This window comes from Paenibacillus sp. P13VS (assembly GCF_015143645.1).
Lineage (GTDB): Bacteria > Bacillota > Bacilli > Paenibacillales > Paenibacillaceae > Paenibacillus > Paenibacillus xylanilyticus_A.
Genome location: NZ_WYEV01000003.1, coordinates 256,925 through 274,944, shown reverse-complemented (window position 1 = coordinate 274,944; position 18,020 = coordinate 256,925). Strand labels below are relative to the sequence as shown.

Genomic DNA, 18,020 nt, shown 5'->3' with positions numbered 1-18,020 from the left:
CAATCCCTTATTTGCATGCCTGATGAGGTAGTCTTCCGTGCACAATTTGGAAAATGTCCTGAATTTATGTTCGAATTCACCCACGTAATCAACGCCCCGTTGCTCTTAGGATATCGTAGAGCGTTTCACTGAAGACGCGTCCCGGAATCTGACCCAGAGCAATGCTTTTGTTATTGCTGTAGTAATAATTTTTTTTGTTCTCCGGTCTGAAGAATTGGAGAGATTCAAGCGTAATATCGTCCATCCCCTCATAATACGTGATACTGGTACCGCTAAAACGCAGTTCCGCTACGTATTCATCGTACTCCTTGTAAAATTCATGATACCAGCCGCCGTCCATTGCCGGCCCTTTGATCCAACCGAATTTCTCCAGTGCTTTCGGGAAAGCCGTCGGTGAAAATTCCGATTCCGGAAGTCGGGAGTACTCCTCAAGCTTGCTGTCTTCTTCCTCAGGCAGGTGAATTTCTCGGTTAAGCTGCTCGAAAGGCTGCTTCACTTCGTAGTCTTCGAGCTGTGTTTTCCAGCCGTCCAGGGTGGATGCTTCAAGTTCAAGCGGATGTACAAGTCCTACCAGTGTATTCAGAGGGAGTTCATATTCATCTTCATCCACCGTATTAAAGGTGCCATCTTCCATATAGCGGAAGGTGCTATTCAGCTGACCATCTTCATAGGTGCCCCAGATCAGACCTACAGCGAATTTTTGCATGATTACATTTTCAACAAAGAGTGCCTTCCACTCTTCAGAAGACCACAAACGCTGCTTGGACAATGATTCCTCCAGGCGCTGTGCTTGAATGCCCACCATTGTTTTGAGATCTTTCTTCAGCTGGGTAAAACGTGCTTTGGATTGTGCAGCGAGCTCTGCGTCATCCTTCTGCGCTGGTGCAGGCAAGCTTTTCACTGTTTTACCTGTTTCTTCGTTCAGAACGACGACCTGCAAATCTCCATTCACTTTAATGAGGAATGAACGCTCACCGTAACTCAGCCTCAACGTTCCTGACTCGTCAAAACCAAGCGTAGTTACAAGCCGATCTTCCAATTGTTCCGGTGTAAGTCCCAAGTTGTCGGCCGCAAGCTGCAGTGCTTCTTCTGCCGCGCCTTTCACCTGACGATTCTTGACGCTGCGTTTAATTTTATCAATGGCCATGAGAGCAGATGGATCTTTCAGGTAAGCTAGTACCTTCACCGCATCTGCCGCAATAGCTCCACGACTGTTTTCGGTCCATTCCTTAATCTGAGGCGTTAGGATGTGAACGATTTGCACACTGCCAAAGAGCGCAGAGATATACATCACCCATTTTTCCTTCGCAGGAGCACCGTCCTGAATCCATAACTGGAGCAGCTCAGTTGCGAATCGAGATAACGATTCTTCATCTACATACTCCCGCAGTTCATTCAGCCTTTCGTTAGGTGCAGATGTATGATCTACCGATTGGACCAAAATATATTGCTTGATTCGATCATCCAAAGGTTGATTGTCTTCCGAACGAATAAGAGAAGGCAAGTCCTTCAGGGATAACCAACCCAATCTAGCCAGCTTTTTGGCATCCGCCTGATCAGCAAGTGCAGCATGGGCATATTCCGGGCTTTGATCTGCGGTATCCAGCAGAATTTGAATCAAGTTCTTCCATTCCGCCGACTTCTCACCCTCCAGAAGCTCACGATAAAGCTCTTTATTATGGTCCAGGCTGCGAATTGCGCTAAGCGCCATTTCTTTCACGCTTGCTTTTTTTTCTGAACGATAGATGGTTGTAAAGAGTTCCGGATCAGGTACACGATTGAATTCGGATAATGCGAGACTGTTGGCTTTTTTGGATGAATCCTGCAGTCCCGCGCGAATCGCCTCGGCAAGTTTCTCCGTCTTGAGTTCACTTCGCTGCTCGAAGGTAATCTCCAAAATTAAAATACGTGTGTCCGTTGGGAGCTTTTTATACTGTCCCAGAGCATAGTCCAGATTTTGCTGAATAATCCGGCGGTACTCATCCTGAGGCATTGCTTTGTATCTGTAATCGGTCATGCCGTTCAGCGAGATCAAACTGGTCAACAGCTTACCCTGCTGTACCTCTGGATCTTGCCCATAACACTGCAGCAGCTTCTCTCCGCTGAAAGCGTAGGAACGATACATATCTGAGACGATATCCAGCGTCCACTCCGGATAGGTAGCCAAAATGACAAACCGGCGCATTGCCTCTGAGTCCACTGGCAGGAAGCTGATGGCCATCAGACTCTGAATACGTTTTTTGTCACGATTGAGATTGTTAAACAGACTACGGCTGTTTGAGTCTTTCCAGTATTCTTCAAATGATGTCTGACCTTCGAGATACCGTGCGATGGCAAGACCACTGCGACCACCTTCCAATGGCTCCCGGAGTACTGCAGAGACGGCTTGTTCAATGGTACCGTCCGCATCAGGAATTTCTCTACTGTGATCTTCCATTATCTTTTGGATAACCAGCTTGAGGTATGGGGTTTTGAGAATATGATAAGCACGTACGGATTGTTCCGGATCACTCATGATGGCCGACTGGATCGACTGCCATGATATCGTAAACATATTCAATTCGTTATTCATCAGCTCGATCAATTGGTATGGTTCATCCAGAGGAAGCAGACCAGCAAGCAGCACGTCGGCATTTTTGGCTCTGGAATCCATGCTCATCAGATACATGCGCGTCTCAAACGGATAGATTTCATGCAGCTGAGTAATTGCCTCCAATAGAGCTTGACCCGTTTCGCCTTTGTTTTCGAGGAAACGGTCCTTTCCCCCATGGACATTGATCAGATATAATAACGAGCTGCTTATCAAGATCATGGTCTGATGGAACACATTCTGAGACAATTGATCTTTTTTATTCAATACAGTGTCCGGGTACAGCTCTTCCATTAGGCGATTTCGTTTTTGCTGAAGAAATTCCGGTTTCAGATCATGCACAGACCGATTAGATCGGCTCTGCATGGAGCACACAACCAGTGGCTCCATAAGCTTATGTAACGTCGGGCGCAGCTGCGCTGCATCATCAGCAACGACCAGTTGAAGTAACTCAGGCAGGTGGTTGCTTAGTAATTGCAACTGTGCTGCCTGTGAGGGAACACCGTTTAGTTTGGAATACAGTTTCAGGAGAAGCAAGGCGTCGATTATTTCTCGCTCATGGTTGCCATATCCGTTGCCTTTTTTGGACTCAACAAATACCTGCACACGGCTTAGCCTGCTTTTGAGCTCATCTACAATTTCCTTTTCTCCGGCAAACTGACGTATTTTCTCCAATCGGGACAGAAGACCACCGATCCGATCCGGGCTTTTGCTCTTTCCACTCAAGCCGTAGGCTTCAGAGTCATTGCCGAGACAAATGGTGAAGCCATCCGTAGCCCACGAATTGCGTCTGGAGTAGTGAGATTCCAGGTGAATGACGATAGCCCCTGCCCGGAAAAATATATCTCCATCATCTTTCTTGGCAAGTTTCATGAGCGCATCAATTGTATAGTAGACATAATGGCTGGAATTCCCGATCATTTCAGGAAACTTGTCCGTGTTTCCCAGCACATAATCAATGATTTCCTGACTCCGATCTGTTTTTAGGGAGTAATCCTTCGAGCACATCTCAGCAAACTTCTCAACTAACGCCTCAACAGCGCGATCTGTAGTAAGCATTACACATTCCTCCTTAATTTTTGGGTGAAAAACCTGGTTATTAACTGATTACGTGATAATCTCACCGATCCATTCTGCAAGCTCGTTAGGGGTAATTGCGGCGACATGTGCTCCCATATTGGTTAAGGTTTGTGCGGCATGTTTGTTATAGACGGTATCCCCATTAAAATCGAGTGCCGTGAGCACAAGCAGTTTGCAACCGGCATCCATAATATCCTTACACGCTTTATACATTTGTTGGATCGGATATCCCTCTTCCAGATCACTTACTAGGATGTAGATCGTTTTGCCAGGATTATCTATCAACGTCTCGCCATAACGCAGGGCCTTGGTAATATGAGTTCCTCCACCCAGCTGTACACTCATAAGAATATCAACCGGATCATCCAACCTGTCACTCAGATCGACAACCTGGGTATCAAAAATAAACAAGTGGGTGCGCAGCGCATTCAAACGATAGAAGATACTAGCCATGACTGAGCTGTAAATGACCGAGTCCATCATGCTGCCGCTCTCGTCAACAGCAATAATGACGTTCCATTTGTTATGCGGCTGGATATTACCGTCGAAATAAAGACGATCAATCACCAATCTGCGGTTTACTCGATCCACATTTTTCAGGTTCTTGGTAATGGTTCGTTTGAAATTAAGATTACGCAGGGACTTTATGGAACTTGGTGTGTAACGGCTGCGTTTTCCCATGATGCTGGCTCTGGTCTGGGACTCCAGTTTACGCTGAAGGTCCTCAACTACAGTCCGCACGATCTCCTTCGCACTCCGCAGGACGTCCCCTTTCATTCGTCCTTTGAATTGCATGATGTTTTTCAGCAGGTTCATGTTGGGTTCGAGAGACTCCAGCAGTTTTTTGTCGGTTAACAGCTCTGTAAGGCCATAACGATCCAGTGCCTGTTTCTCCAGCAGCTCCACGGTTGGCTTGGGGAATAATTCCCGAACCTTATGCAACCAGTTGGGAACCGTAAGATTAGAGGAGCCGCGTCCTCCTTCTTTCCGGTATCCTTGTTCTTCGCCGTATTCCCGATTGTAAAGGTAACCCAGAATTTCATCGATTTCGGTATACTTGAAATGCTCAGCGTCGTATGCATCCGTATTCGATAAGCCTTCTTCAGCTGAATCACCCAGGATCAATCGCCATCGGTTCAGCGTTTCAGCCTGATTGGAATCAGGAAGGGACTTCAATGGATCAGGAGTTCTCGCCCCTCTGTTCAGATCAGCTTCCATGTCTCAAACTCCTTCCGGATGGCTTCATCCCAGGATTTCACCTGAATCAGTGTGTGTTCGTCGATCCCCGGTATCGCCATCTCTTCGGATTGAACATGATGCAGCTTCGCAACCCGATCCGCAATCAGTGTTGTCTCCATAGGTGTAAAGTAAGTGAATGCTAGCCGTAGTTCCGGGATCATTAACATAAAATCATCATGATCCAGCTGCTCTATCATGTAATTCAGCTCGGATAGCAGCTGATCTTCATATAAAAATGCATCTCGTGCCACGGAAAACACGCCCTGTAAATACAATGCTGTCTGCCGCATTTGATCCGGTGTACCGCGAATGTATCCCCGAGCACGATCAACGATCTCTTCCCTTGCCCGATCACCGAGTCCCGAGGAAATGGCCAGGCATACACCTTCGAGTTGTGCCGGAAGGTTGTGATCTGCCAGCAGTTCATTCAGATGAGCTCTGAAGGTTTCATCGCGGTAGCGTTCTTCGGAAGATTCCGCCAGCATCGCAAGCAGCTTCAGCCCCTGAATAACAGGCTGATGCTCATCAGGATTGGTTCTCGCGAGCTGCAGTAGTTTGTCCACTGCGTTATTGTAGGCTTCGGCAACCAGCTCGGGAAGATGGCTGTCATCCGATAATCCAAGTAATCTTCGGTGCTGATGAATTCGGTCCAGAATGTGAAGACTGCCGCATAGAGATAGGAAATTTCCATCTTTCCTCAGTGCTGAACGGACTTGATCATACAATTGAGCAGCCGTATCCTGTAAACCCATAAGCAGAGCCTGGAGCATGGATCTAGCAAGCTCACCGCTATGATGATCCGGAATATCCTGCATCTGTTCCGCCATTTTTCGGGTTGCTGCTTCCTGAATGGTACCCCCATAAAGTGAATTTTCGATTAATCTGGCTTCAATCCTTGATGAGTAGGTATAGATCCAGGTTTCCCTGACCAGATTCATATCTCGCTGGGCAATCCAGTCTGGTCCGGATTGGCGTTTCGCGAATTCGGGAACCAGATAGGTAATGCATTGGAACAGTTGACTAAGCTGCCGATGCCCTGGTTTGGCATATAGATCAAGGACCTTCTTATGCTGACCGGTCGTACGAATCTGCAGCTTCGCTATCGCACAGCGGCCTTTGAAATCTTCAACAATCGGAATGTTGAATGAATTGTGGGCCACACTTCCTATGGTATCTCCGGTCAGAAGAAGCTGGAGCTCTTGCAGCGGTTTTTCTGTAGCCAGTGTAAGCTCGCCTTTGACAAAGGAAGATGTCGCAGCGTCCATCAGCTCATAGACTCCACCTTCTCTTTTATCCCGAAGTGCTGCAAGCCCCTGAACCATGCTGTATGCCTCAATCGCGTCACTGGTCGATACGTGCTCATGCCCCTTACGGAGTGCACGTGTAAGCTTGGACAGCAGATTTACTGCCGTTACGTTGTATGCGGTACTTTTCTTGCGGAGCAGTTCGCTCCAGATCATGTCGTAGTAATTCACATATGGCATTCCACTCGCGTAACCATTCAGACGGTCCGCTTCTGCAAAGGTGTACGCCATGGGATACATCTGCTGATGTACCGAATTCCTGGTTGCAGAGCTTATATTCTTCTTCACAGGCTTGTCTGAGAACTTCTGCGAAGCAGAGTCTGTTTCCAAGCCCAGTAGCCCGTACGTATGGAATCCACCTGTTATAACGAGCAGACGATCGTACTTCGAGGAAGCCTCACGGATGCAGTTTCGCATGTGTTCTTCCCTGACAAGATCACCGGAACGGTGTAGCCGATCTGCTGTGTAACACATACGAGATAACGTACAATAGGTGAACACATCCTGCACAAATTCCTGTGTGGATTTCTCTAGGCCGCCGATCTCAAACAATTTCTCCCATAGCTCGTCGAAGCTGCGGCAGTTCATTTTTTGACACAGACGGTTGATGAAGTCCGAACTGGCCAACAGCGTCTCATCCTGAACAGATATTTCATGCTGTTCCGTTTTCTCTTTATTAGCGAAATGATAGTAATCGAGATCAATGAACTGTGCAGGAATGTTAAGCCTTGAAGCTTCACGTAACGCTACATATTCTGGGGAATAACGCAGCATCGGATAGTAACACGCTGCACGGTCATCCTCGCTCTCATAGGTATAATACAAGCTGACCGGAGGGATCGTTGCTTCATCAGCCAACACGGAGAGATATGGATTCCCGCTCTCGGGTCCTTCGATCAGAATAATGTCCGGCTGATATGCCTCGATCAGTTGTAACAAATGATAAGAACAAACCGGACTATGATGCCTTATCGGAAAATAAACCGTACCATTGTTCAGGTTATACACCTGAGACTCAAAGAGGGATTGTAACTCGGTAACATCCGGCTCCACTAGTGGCGCTACCCGATCCATTTTTTCTCCTCATAATAGTCCTTCCAAATTCCCTCTTCTTTGGACCGCTCCTTCACAACCTTGGAGAAGTAGGCTTTCAGAACGGACAGATCCTTGTCATTTTCCTTGGCAATGGTTCCAAGCATGTTCTGAACCAGGCGATCCAATGCAATTCCCTTATCCTCGTAATAATACGAAGTCATTGCACTCTGAACGTATACGGAAACGGCTTCTGCAGTACTCATGGAAGCTTGTGGTGTGTCCAGCTTGTAACCTTCGCGGCTCATGCCTGTACGCAGCTCCATGAATGTGGTCGCAAGAAGCTCCACTACATCCGGATTAATTTCGATATCAATATCGCTATGTAATAAAAGGCTTCGTGCCTGGGATTCAATAATTTTCGCTTCCATCTTCACACTGCTGATCGGCTTGATCGTTTCGAAGTTGAAACGACGTTTCAGCGCACCACTCATCTCGTTAACACCCTTATCACGAATATTCGCTGTAGCAATCACGTTAAACCCCGGCTTGGCAAACAGCACGCCACCATCCAGCTCAGGAATGCTCATGACTTTGTCGCTTAGAATACTGATCAGACTATCCTGTGCTTCAGCCGGACAACGTGTAATCTCTTCGAAACGGGTGATAATGCCTTTCATCATGCCGCTGTATAACGGGGCTGGAACAAGAGCTGCTTCCGAAGGACCTTTATCAAGCAGCATCGCATAATTCCAAGAATACTTGATCATGTCCTCCGTTGTGCCTGCCGTACCTTGAATGGTGTTCAGACTGGTTCCCGAGATCGCAGCTGTCAGCAGCTCACTGAGCATCGTCTTCGCAGTTCCCGGTTCTCCGACCAGCATTAAGCCACGATTGCCCGCGAGCGTTACCACCGCACGTTCAATTAAGACGTCATTCCCATAAAATTTACGAGTAATCGGTATGGCTTCCCCATCCAACATGGCGGGTTTGTCCCTGCCAATAATGAAATCTCGCACATATGCGGGAGATAATAGCCAGTTGGGGGGCCGTTTTCCCTTGTCTTCCTCCCGAAGTGCGCGTAATTCAGTCTCATATAATGTCTCAGCCGGCGGCTTAAGTATTTCCATCGTTATCCTTAATCTCCTTCCACAAAACAGATCGTATGTTCTTATTCCTCTTATTTTATCACAGTGGTTTCTCAACCACCCTAGAAACCGGGAAAAATGGTTGAAACGTCCCTCTTATCAGAACTCTGAACTAAGTCTATGGACATGGAATATAGCACATTTATGTATTCATTAGACGACTAATACCCGTATTGAATCTATCAATAAAGAGACACATAAAAAACACAGACCGCCGGCCTGTGTTTCACTCTCGCTTAAGAAAAAAATGTTTCCGCTAATGTGCAATCCATATGTCTCCTGCTTACATTCTTCTTCCACAGGACGCTGAATATAGCTCATACCATTCGTGTCGCGTTAGTTCAATCCGGGTAGCATCACGGCAGGCTCGAATACGTTCCGGCCGAATTGAACCAATCACAGGTTGAATGCCTGCTGGATGTTTCATTAACCAGGCGAGTACAATGGATTCAGCCGTTACGCCCCGTTCCTTGGCAATTTTATTCACGACCTGGACGGTATGTTCAATCTCGGGTCTCTGACCTTCGACTACCCTGCCGGTAAATCTCCCTTGCGCAAGTGGGCCCCAAGCCTGCAGCTGGATATTCTCGGCCTGACAATACTCCATCGTACCATAAGGGAAGACTTGCTCCTTGGCTTGTGGACGGTTCACGGTAACACCCGCTTCCACAAATCCGATTTTGTCCAAACTCATCTCGAGCTGGTTCACGATAAGAGGCACCGAACTATTAAGCTGCAGCAGACGTATCTGTTCCGAACCCATGTTGGATACACCAAAATGTCTGACTTTTCCGGATTGATGGAGTTTCGCCAGTGCTTCACCAATCTCCTGAGGATGCGCGAGAGGGTCAGGACGATGAAGTAACAGAATGTCCAGGTACTCCACGCCAAGCCGAGATAAAATACCGTCAACACTGGCTTGAATATGCGCACCAGATGTATCGTAGCGCTGCGGACCCTCGTCTTCCAGGGCAAGACGTATGCCGCATTTGGATTGAATGATGATTTGATCTCGCAATCCTTTTCTCTCGGACAGGATTCGTCCAAATACATGCTCTGCTTTTCCACGGGTATAGATATCAGCCAGGTCATAATGATTAATGCCGATCTCAAGAGCTGCCTCGACGGCCTGGTGACCTTCAAGTACAAGATCATCGGTGATCGGAAGTCCGTCCCACTCGCCTCCAAATCGCATACAGCCTAATACAAGCGGACTCGCGGGAATCTGGTGACGATTCAGAGGAAGCCGTGTTTGATTCATGATAGATTGCTCCTTATTTTGTAATTTTCACTCGTATTGATTCACTACTGCTTCTCTCTTCAGTCTGTACTTTCCTTCTCCTTCCAATAAAATCTTACTCTCCATGGGATTTGTCTTCTTCTATGCTCATCCACAGGAAAACCGATTTCTATGAAAACAAGGTTTCTACGCTCTTCATATTGAATATGTAGAGGTGCAGGCTTTAGGTATCAAGCCGAAGAAGCATACATATGATCCTTTTAGCAAAGGACTTCATATTTGAGCTCTTGGATGAGAGGAGAGAATTGAATTGAATACGAATGAAACGTCACAAACGACATTCTTTACCAAGGAATTCACTCAAAACCCCTACCCCGTGTACGAAAAGTTGAGAGAGACAGACCCTGTTTTCAAGGTCATGTTTCCTCATGGTGAGTTCGGATGGATTATAACCCGGTATGAGGATGCGGTCGAAGTACTCAAGGATCAACGCTTCAGTAAGGATGTAGCCAAACGATATGGACCTGAAAATCAAACGGTTTTTGTGAATAATATGCTATTCTCCGATCCGCCGGATCATCGCCGCCTGAGAGGACTTGTACAGAAAGCGTTCACGCCCAAACTGGTTGCGGATATGAGAAGCCACATCCAGGACATCGCCGATGATCTGCTGAACAAAATAGGCTCCAGAGATAAAATGAATTTGATTGATGAGTATGCCTTTCCACTTCCGATTATTGTCATAAGCGAGATTCTGGGTGTACCAGTTGAGGATCAGGACAAGTTCCGCGTATGGTCCAATTCGATCATTGATGCATCAAGTTCGGATCACGCGGAGATGTTTGAGCAGCATGCGAAGGAGTTTACCGAGTACCTGACCGACTGGTTTGCCAAAGTACGCAAGAATCCAGGTAAAGACCTGATAAGCCAGCTTGTGATTGCGGAGGAATCCGGACAACAACTCACTGAAAATGAATTACTCGGTGTTGTCTCCCTGCTTATTATTGCTGGCCACGAGACCACGGTTAATTTGATTGGCAATGGTGTATTGGCCCTTCTTGAACACCCTGAGCAGCGAGATCTGCTGATTCAGAAGCCGGAGATTATCCATAATGCAGTTGAAGAGATGCTGCGGTACAATGGTCCTGTTGAATTCAGTACGTCACGCTGGGCGCTGGAGGATGTTGAATTCCGTGGACAGAACATTGCCAAAGGTGAGCTTGTGATTGTGGCGCTTGATTCTGCCAATCGGGATACTGAGAAATTCAAGGATGCTGATATTTTCGATATAACAAGGGAGAAGAGCCAGCATCTCGCTTTTGGTAAAGGCATTCATCTCTGTCTTGGAGCGCCTCTGGCACGTCTGGAAGGCGAAATCGCCATCAGTACATTGCTAGCCCGTTATCCTGAAATACAGCTTCAGACGGATGTTACCGAACTGGAGTGGAGACCCGGCATGATTGTGCGAGGACTGAAGGAACTCCCGGTTCAACTCAAATGATGAAATGATTCACACGTAATGAAAGAGAGGCATTCTACATCATGGAAATCAACACCATTTTTTTAATCGTCTTATTACTTTTAATTGTGTTACTACTCACCAGAGTAATCAGTCTGCAAAGCCAACTGAATGAACTTAAACGGGATGTGGAACGTATTGAGAATGGTGCTGGCATAACGCAACGAACGCCACCTTCCTCATTGAATTATCCTGTTTCATCATCTACCCTGTCATCTTCGTCCGAACGTCCCACGGAGTTGTCAGAGCTGGATCAGGAGTTGATTCTAATGATTCAACAAGGCAATAAGATTAAGGCCATCAAAAAGCTTCGCGAAGCCAGAAACCTTTCTCTTAAAGATGCCAAAGATTATGTAGATTCGTTAGAACGTACTTCTTCCTGATCTGCTTGTTAACTCTCCAAACCGATGCTGCTAACGCAACATGAGCAACGTGATGACAAATATAAAATTGGAGAGCACAGAAAAAAGAAAGAGGCCCTGTACACATACAGGGCCTCTTTTTCTTTAATTACTATTATTGAGCAGTCACTGCGCCGTCAATCGGATACACAGCACCATTGATATAAGGAGCTTCATCGCCCAGTAGGAAGGCCACGAGATTTGCGATCTCTTCCGGCTTACCAAGGCGTCCAGACGGAATGCTGTCCACGGTGGCTTTGAATACTTCCGGGTTGTCCTTGCCGAACTGAATCACCATTGGCGTCTCGATTGTTCCTGGTGCAATCGCATTGACACGAATATTGTCTTTGCCGTACTCGATAGCGGCTGTACGAGTCAAACCAACTACGCCGTGCTTGGTAGCCGCGTAAGGAGCAACTGCGGGAACACCGACAATACCTGCTGTTGACGCTGTGTTCAGAATGGCACCGCCACCCGTTTTCAGCATTTCGGTGATGACATATTTCAGCCCATAAAATACGCTTCTCAGGTTAATATCAATAATTTGGTCGAACTGCTCAATGGTGTGTTCGATGAGCTTAATACCAGGCCCTGCGATCCCTGCATTGTTGAAGAACATATCGATTCGTCCGAACTCTTCAACTGTTTTTTTGACATAATTCTCAACTTCACTCGCCTTGCTAACATCTGCCTGTACAAAAATGGCTTTGGCACCGAGCTTCTCAATTTGTTTCACTGTTGCTAAACCAGTCTCCTCGACGAGATCAACAACCACAATGGATGCGCCCTTCTCTGCCAGCTTCAGTGCAGCTGCTTGACCCAATCCACTTCCTGCTCCGGTAATAATGGCTACTTTACCTGTGTGACTCATTCTGATCTCCTCCAGTTGTGTTAGTCATCTTGTCATCGGATCGGCTCATTGCGATAAAATGTAATTCAACAATTTGCGACATATGTAGGTTAAATCTGACATAAATTCCTGCCTGACTTTATCTATTTTAATGGACTTAGGAAGTAAAAACAAACCATATCATATGAGTACATACCATGATTTGGATCACAACCTTGCCATCTCGGGAAGGAGAGAATTCACCATTTGGTAAATTCACCCTCTCCATTCATGTGAGATGTACGACAGAGCAAGTAGATTGCGCATTACACGCACATTATCTGAGCAAGTTGGTTTTGGCAAGCTCGATCAATTCATCGCCACGCCCGTTGAGCACCGCCTTCATCATCCACAACGTGAACCCTTCTGCCTGTTTGATATTAATCTTAGGAGGTAAGGACAGCTCCTGACGATTCACGACCGCATCAATCAGAACAGGTCCATCATGTTGGAGGGCACGCTCCACCGCTCCCTCCAGTTCTGCGGGGTCCTCCACACGAATACCTTCAATGCCCATCGCTTGTGCCACCATGGCGAAGTTGGGATTTACCAGTTCCGTGCCAGATTCAAGGAATCCTGCCGCCTTCATCTCCAGCTCCACAAAGCTCAGCGCACCGTTGTTGAACACGACCACTTTGACCGGAAGATTATGCTGTTTGAGTGTTAGCAGGTCTCCCATTAACATCGCAAGCCCGCCATCTCCGGACAGCGAGATCACTTGTCTTCCCGGATTCGCTACCTGTGCACCTATCGCCTGTGGAAGTGCATTTGCCATGGTACCGTGATTGAATGAACCCAGTAATCTTCGGTTAGTGCTCATCTCCAGGTAGCGTGCGGCCCATACCGTAGGAGTACCTACATCACAGGTGAAAATGGCATTCTCCCCTGCAGCATCGCTGATTACTTTGGTTAGATACTGCGGATGAATCGGTTTCTTTCCAGGTTTACCGACAGCAAGTTCATCCAGCTCCTTACGTACCTTCAGATAATGGTCCACACTTTTGCGCAGATGTTTGTCATGATGCTCGTGCGTCAGTAACGGCATCAAAGCCTCAATGGTCGATTTGACGTCTCCACACAACCCATAGTCCAGCTTCGTACGCCGACCAAGATGGGCTGACTGTATATCAACCTGAAGCACAATTGCATCCTCCGGATAGAATTGACGATAAGGAAAATCTGTTCCAAGCATTAACAAGACATCACAGTCCATCATGGCATGATAACCGGATGAGTACCCGATCAAGCCAGTCAAGCCGACGGAATAGGGATTGTCATACTCCAGATACTCCTTACCACGCAGTGCAATAACCATTGGGGATTTCAGACGATCACACAGCTGCATGAGAGATTCCCGCGCACCAGCACATCCCGCACCACAGAGCAATGTGATTTTTTTGTCCTGATTCAGGTAATCAGCCAATTTCCGCAATTCCTGCTCAGAAGGGTGAACCACAGGCTGTGTCACATGGTAAACGTGCTCGGGAACGGGCAGACTCGCTGCCTCAAGACCTGCCACGTCTCCTGGAAGAACAATGACGGATACGCCTGAACGCGAGACCGCAGTTTGCAACGCCATCGTGACCGATCGAGGCATTTGTTTAGCTGTCGTAATGACCTCGCAGTAATGACTGCATTCCTGGAAGAGATATTCCGGATGAGTCGATTGAAAATAGTCGCTTCCGATCTCATCACTAGGAATATGAGCAGCAAGAGCAAGTACCGGCACACGGTTTCGGTGACAATCGTACAAGCCGTTAATCAAATGCATGTTGCCTGGCCCGCTGCTGCCAGCACAGACAGCGATACTTCCACTGACCTGCGAATCAGCCCCAGCGGCAAATGCAGCGACCTCTTCATGACGAACATGAATCCACTCGATTTTACCCGACCGCCGGATGGAATCCAGTACGGCATTCAGAGAATCACCCACGATGCCATATATTCGTTTAATTCCTGCATTTAATAATGCTTCAACCAGTACATCTGCGATTGTTTTTTTCATAGCTGATCTCCTTTAATCGCTTATTTTGAGTTATGTTTCCACCCGGTTAATATACCTATTCTAATACCCCAATCTTTCGAAACCCGAATCAAAATCATATGTAGTTTTGGATATATTAAATCAAAACACCCCTAGGCCATTCCGTCTACACGGAGCTGGGTAGGGGTGTTTCAATGATTCTTTTCAAACAGGAAATTAGTATATAAGTGTTTCTATTAACACATTTCTAACATATTTTCAAATTAAATAGCTGGCATCACATTGCCGCCACTGACAGGAATATAGGCCCCTGTAATAAATGAGGAAAGATCCGAGGCCAAGAAGGCTACCGCATTGGCGATCTCCTGATCTTCACCCCTGCGTTTCAAAGGAACGGTACGCGTGTAACCCTCATCATGCCCAGGCTCACTGTTACGATCACGATCGCTTATTGTCCAGCCTGGAGCGACTTGGTTGACGGTAATCTGATACTCTCCCACTTCCTTGGCAAGAACCCGATATAGTCCGTCCATCCCACGTTTCCCAGCGGTATATGCCGATTGTGTTGCAAAGTTCTGCATGGCACATTCCGTGTTAATGCCGATAAATCGACCGCCTTTAGCTTCCTTCATGTACGGAATGAATGCCTTGGCTAGATACACACTCTGCAGCACACAAGATTCGAACTGGCTGATGTAGTCTTCAGGAGATTGTTCGAGCACAGTGGTCCATTCATATTGAATGACTGCATTAGCTACCACAATGTCAACCCCAGCGACGCCAAGATTAGCCTGAATCTGATCCCGCATTTGCATAGCCGTTTCCTGTTTCGTAATATCTCCTTGCACGATAACTGCCTGTCTACCACTCGCCTCAATCTCCTGTTTAAGTTCGAGGGCTTTCGTTTCATTGTTTATGTAATGCAGCGCGAGATCGGCACCACAACGAGCCAGCGTACGGGCGATGACTCTCCCGAGTTGTCCAGTGGAGCCAGTGACCAGCGCGGTCTTGCCTGTAAGATCCAATTGCATGGCGACAGCACCTCTCTGGTTCTATATCAATGAATGAAACCACTGCAAATGCAGCATGATGAACTAAAACGATTTCGAAACGTGTCATTCCTGACCTACAATCGAAAGTCTTATATCATATTCCGTGAGTAATCAGATCAATTTCCTGAAAACGACTAACTTCCTTCTCCCAACGTTCCTCCACGTATTTGCGGTGAACCGGGTGCTCATTGTAAGCATCATAAGCTGCTTGATCGGCGAAAACCATTGAGAAACTGTAGTCAAACTCATTTTTGGCGCTTACCTGACGCAGTACCTGAAAGTTCTCCACGCCCGGAATGACTGCAAGTGCTTCCGCACTTTCCTTCAGAAAAGCTTCTGCCTCTGCCGTATCCTTGCCAGCGTAAAGTGTAAACGTAACCATATGTGTAATGCTACTCATCTCTATTTCCTCCTCCAATATGATTTCACTCAAGTCCTAGTTTACCTCTGAATGATATGTAAGCGCAATCCTTAATAAAATTTGTAAGCGTTTGGGAGCTTGGTAGACCTGCAAATGATGTTCAAGACATAGAAAAACCCCGGAAACGAATTCCCGGGGTTGATCTTGTCATCTATGGACAAACTAGTTTTTGAGGTTGTATTTACGGTTGAACTTGTCAACACGACCACCGATGTCCACGTTTCTTTGTTTACCAGTGAAGAAAGGGTGGGATGCGGAACTAGTGTCCACACGGATTACAGGGTAAGAGTTGCCATCTTCCCATTCCATTGTCTCGTTCGAGAATTTAGTCGAAGAGCTCAGGAATTTGTAATCAGCACTTGCATCGTAAAAAATAACCGTTTGTGTCTTTGGATGGATATCAGCTTTTGGCATAATCTATTTACACTCCTTTAAATGGGTACTTCCTTGAATAGAACTAAATTTTATTATACTCTTTTTTTGGACAAAGTACCAGCAGGATTTGAAGAAACGATAAATATTTACCTATTCGCCACAATCTGCACCTGATCTCGTTCTAAGTTATCCCCTTCTCCAGTACATCCAGCATGTACTCCAGGGCCTCCAATTCATCTCTTCCTCGCGTCTGCAATCTGACTATACTGCCATGACGAATCGGAAGAAGCGCCATACCAAGCAGGCTTTTGACATCTACACGATGCTCATGCTCAGACTCAACAAACGACAATGAAATATCCGAGGCAAAACGTGACGCTTGAGAAGATATAGACATCAGATCATCCCGGTGAAAATCAGAGTGAATCGTAAATTCATGTGTTCTCACAACCTTCAGTTCCTTTCGCTAAGTAGCTTACCAACCAGAGTGGTTTGTATCCATTTATATATTAAAATCTCCATGAATTATACCATGTTATGGGAGCTTGTATAATCATTTATTTGGTGAAAATGAAAAAAGAAGTCCCTGAATCGGGACTTCCTGAGTTGAGAATTACATGCCGTTGGGATAGACCATCACTTTCAGACTGCCGCTCTTATTGTGAAGCGCACGTTCCATCGCTTGTTGAGTTTCATCCAGTGAATAACGATCCGTGATCAAGGACAATACATCGTGCTCACCGGAGCTCAGAAACTCAATTCCAGCTGGATAGGTGTTGGCATAGCGGAATATCCCGTATATATCAACCTCGTTATCAGCGATAAAAGGAACATTCAGTGCAATCTCATCCTGTGCCGGCAGGCCCACAATGGCAAGTTTGCCTCCGCGCCGCAGTGAATACAATGCAGATTGGAGTGCTTTGGGATTCCCTGCAGTTTCCCAGGCCGTATCCACACCGATTCCATTCGTTAACTCTCGAATGACTGTCTGTGCATCCTCGTTTCTCACATTAATCGTATGCGTGGCTCCCATACGCCGAGCTGCTTCAAGTCGAACCTCCTCCAGGTCCGTAACGATAATTTTGTCGACTCCAAATGATTTTGCAGCAGCGACAGCCATCAGCCCTACAGGACCCATGCCCATGATCGCCAGCGTGGTTCCTGGAGCAAGTTTACTTCGACGCGCAGCGTGAATGCCTACCGAAAAAGGCTCATTCATGGCAGCTTCCTCAAAGGACAGATGATCCGGGATTGGAAAAACCATATCCTCACGAATGGTCATGTATTGTACAAATGCACCGTCAACAGGCGGGGTTGCAAGGAATTGTACATCTGGACACAGGTTATATCGTCCTTCCTTACATGCCGTGCAGCGTCCACAAGTAACGCCTGGCTCAATGGCAACCCGGTCACCCGCCTTCAAGCGTGACACGTTCGAGCCTACAGCAGCTACAATACCTGCACATTCATGCCCCAGAATAATGGGCTTTTCCACTACAAATCTGCCGATTCTTCCGTGTTCAAAATAATGCACATCCGACCCGCACACGCCTACTGCCATGACCTGAATCAGAACTTCGTCCTCGGCAGGCTTCGGTACAGCCTGTTCTTCGATGATGATTCGTCCTGGTTCCGTCATTACAGCTGCTTTCATGGTCTGGGGTAATTGATGCTGTCCCATTGGATTTTCGCCTCCTCTTGGTTGCCCATACTGCTCTTTCATTCAATAATAAAGGGATGTGTAGC

At 46.8% G+C, this 18,020-nt stretch carries 14 protein-coding genes; 2 read left to right on the top strand and 12 right to left on the bottom strand.

What is annotated here, in order from left to right:
* Positions 1–88: 88 nt before the first annotated feature.
* The 5 genes from GUA98_RS06275 to GUA98_RS06255 form a co-directional block, all read right to left on the bottom strand.
* The gene (locus tag GUA98_RS06275) at positions 89–3,649 is read right to left on the bottom strand and encodes a DUF4132 domain-containing protein (RefSeq protein ID WP_193722415.1); all 3,561 of its coding nucleotides are present in this window, start codon (positions 3,647–3,649) and stop codon (positions 89–91) included.
* A gap of 48 nt (positions 3,650–3,697) precedes the next feature.
* Positions 3,698–4,888, bottom strand: a complete 1,191-nt coding sequence (locus tag GUA98_RS06270; RefSeq protein ID WP_193722414.1) for a VWA domain-containing protein — start codon at positions 4,886–4,888, stop codon at positions 3,698–3,700.
* Positions 4,873–7,287 (bottom strand): DUF5682 family protein, encoded by a 2,415-nt coding sequence (locus GUA98_RS06265; protein ID WP_193722413.1) that lies wholly within the window; start codon positions 7,285–7,287, stop codon positions 4,873–4,875. Before GUA98_RS06265 ends, GUA98_RS06270 begins: the two co-directional genes overlap by 16 nt.
* Positions 7,275–8,375, bottom strand: a complete 1,101-nt coding sequence (locus GUA98_RS06260) for an ATP-binding protein (protein ID WP_193722412.1) — start codon at positions 8,373–8,375, stop codon at positions 7,275–7,277. Before GUA98_RS06260 ends, GUA98_RS06265 begins: the two co-directional genes overlap by 13 nt.
* A 301-nt stretch (positions 8,376–8,676) precedes the next feature.
* Positions 8,677–9,654 carry an aldo/keto reductase gene (locus GUA98_RS06255; RefSeq protein WP_193722411.1) on the bottom strand — a complete coding sequence of 326 codons (978 nt, stop codon included), beginning with the start codon at positions 9,652–9,654 and terminating at the stop codon, positions 8,677–8,679.
* Between the two features lie 289 nt (positions 9,655–9,943).
* Between GUA98_RS06255 and GUA98_RS06250 the strand changes: the two genes are divergently transcribed.
* Positions 9,944–11,134 (top strand): cytochrome P450 family protein, encoded by a 1,191-nt coding sequence (locus GUA98_RS06250; protein WP_193722410.1) that lies wholly within the window; start codon positions 9,944–9,946, stop codon positions 11,132–11,134.
* A gap of 41 nt (positions 11,135–11,175) precedes the next feature.
* On the top strand, positions 11,176–11,535 hold the full coding sequence (locus tag GUA98_RS06245; protein WP_193722409.1) for a ribosomal protein L7/L12: 360 nt from the start codon (positions 11,176–11,178) through the stop codon (positions 11,533–11,535).
* A 133-nt stretch (positions 11,536–11,668) separates the two neighbouring features.
* Here GUA98_RS06245 and GUA98_RS06240 read toward each other — a convergent pair whose 3' ends face one another.
* The 7 genes from GUA98_RS06240 to GUA98_RS06210 form a co-directional block, all read right to left on the bottom strand.
* The gene (locus GUA98_RS06240; RefSeq protein WP_095287051.1) at positions 11,669–12,424 is read right to left on the bottom strand and encodes an SDR family NAD(P)-dependent oxidoreductase; all 756 of its coding nucleotides are present in this window, start codon (positions 12,422–12,424) and stop codon (positions 11,669–11,671) included.
* A 295-nt stretch (positions 12,425–12,719) separates the two neighbouring features.
* Positions 12,720–14,447 (bottom strand): ubiquinone-dependent pyruvate dehydrogenase, encoded by a 1,728-nt coding sequence (gene poxB / locus GUA98_RS06235; RefSeq protein WP_193722408.1) that lies wholly within the window; start codon positions 14,445–14,447, stop codon positions 12,720–12,722.
* A 242-nt stretch (positions 14,448–14,689) separates the two neighbouring features.
* Entirely contained in the window at positions 14,690–15,457 is a 768-nt protein-coding gene (locus tag GUA98_RS06230; RefSeq protein ID WP_193722407.1) for an SDR family NAD(P)-dependent oxidoreductase, read from the bottom strand.
* 115 nt (positions 15,458–15,572) lie between these two features.
* Positions 15,573–15,878 carry a Dabb family protein gene (locus tag GUA98_RS06225; RefSeq protein ID WP_193722406.1) on the bottom strand — a complete coding sequence of 102 codons (306 nt, stop codon included), beginning with the start codon at positions 15,876–15,878 and terminating at the stop codon, positions 15,573–15,575.
* A 183-nt stretch (positions 15,879–16,061) separates the two neighbouring features.
* The gene (locus tag GUA98_RS06220) at positions 16,062–16,313 is read right to left on the bottom strand and encodes a type B 50S ribosomal protein L31 (protein ID WP_095287054.1); all 252 of its coding nucleotides are present in this window, start codon (positions 16,311–16,313) and stop codon (positions 16,062–16,064) included.
* Between the two features lie 142 nt (positions 16,314–16,455).
* Positions 16,456–16,722, bottom strand: coding sequence for an HPr family phosphocarrier protein (locus GUA98_RS06215; protein ID WP_236146554.1), 267 nt, complete (start codon positions 16,720–16,722; stop codon positions 16,456–16,458).
* Positions 16,723–16,887: 165 nt separating this feature from the next.
* Positions 16,888–17,955, bottom strand: a complete 1,068-nt coding sequence (locus tag GUA98_RS06210; RefSeq protein WP_193722405.1) for an NAD(P)-dependent alcohol dehydrogenase — start codon at positions 17,953–17,955, stop codon at positions 16,888–16,890.
* Positions 17,956–18,020: the final 65 nt, after the last annotated feature.

What these genes read in the sequence shown, in the direction of transcription:
- poxB (WP_193722408.1), bottom strand. Translation starts at nt 14,447, where the DNA reads ATGAAAAAAACAATCGCAGATGTACTGGTTGAAGCATTATTAAATGCA.
- GUA98_RS06210 (WP_193722405.1), bottom strand. Translation starts at nt 17,955, where the DNA reads ATGGGACAGCATCAATTACCCCAGACCATGAAAGCAGCTGTAATGACG.
- GUA98_RS06245 (WP_193722409.1), top strand. Translation starts at nt 11,176, where the DNA reads ATGGAAATCAACACCATTTTTTTAATCGTCTTATTACTTTTAATTGTG.
- GUA98_RS06240 (WP_095287051.1), bottom strand. Translation starts at nt 12,424, where the DNA reads ATGAGTCACACAGGTAAAGTAGCCATTATTACCGGAGCAGGAAGTGGA.
- GUA98_RS06275 (WP_193722415.1), bottom strand. Translation starts at nt 3,649, where the DNA reads ATGCTTACTACAGATCGCGCTGTTGAGGCGTTAGTTGAGAAGTTTGCT.
- GUA98_RS06220 (WP_095287054.1), bottom strand. Translation starts at nt 16,313, where the DNA reads ATGCCAAAAGCTGATATCCATCCAAAGACACAAACGGTTATTTTTTAC.
- GUA98_RS06265 (WP_193722413.1), bottom strand. Translation starts at nt 7,287, where the DNA reads ATGGATCGGGTAGCGCCACTAGTGGAGCCGGATGTTACCGAGTTACAA.
- GUA98_RS06225 (WP_193722406.1), bottom strand. Translation starts at nt 15,878, where the DNA reads ATGAGTAGCATTACACATATGGTTACGTTTACACTTTACGCTGGCAAG.
- GUA98_RS06260 (WP_193722412.1), bottom strand. Translation starts at nt 8,375, where the DNA reads ATGGAAATACTTAAGCCGCCGGCTGAGACATTATATGAGACTGAATTA.
- GUA98_RS06270 (WP_193722414.1), bottom strand. Translation starts at nt 4,888, where the DNA reads ATGGAAGCTGATCTGAACAGAGGGGCGAGAACTCCTGATCCATTGAAG.
- GUA98_RS06230 (WP_193722407.1), bottom strand. Translation starts at nt 15,457, where the DNA reads ATGCAATTGGATCTTACAGGCAAGACCGCGCTGGTCACTGGCTCCACT.
- GUA98_RS06255 (WP_193722411.1), bottom strand. Translation starts at nt 9,654, where the DNA reads ATGAATCAAACACGGCTTCCTCTGAATCGTCACCAGATTCCCGCGAGT.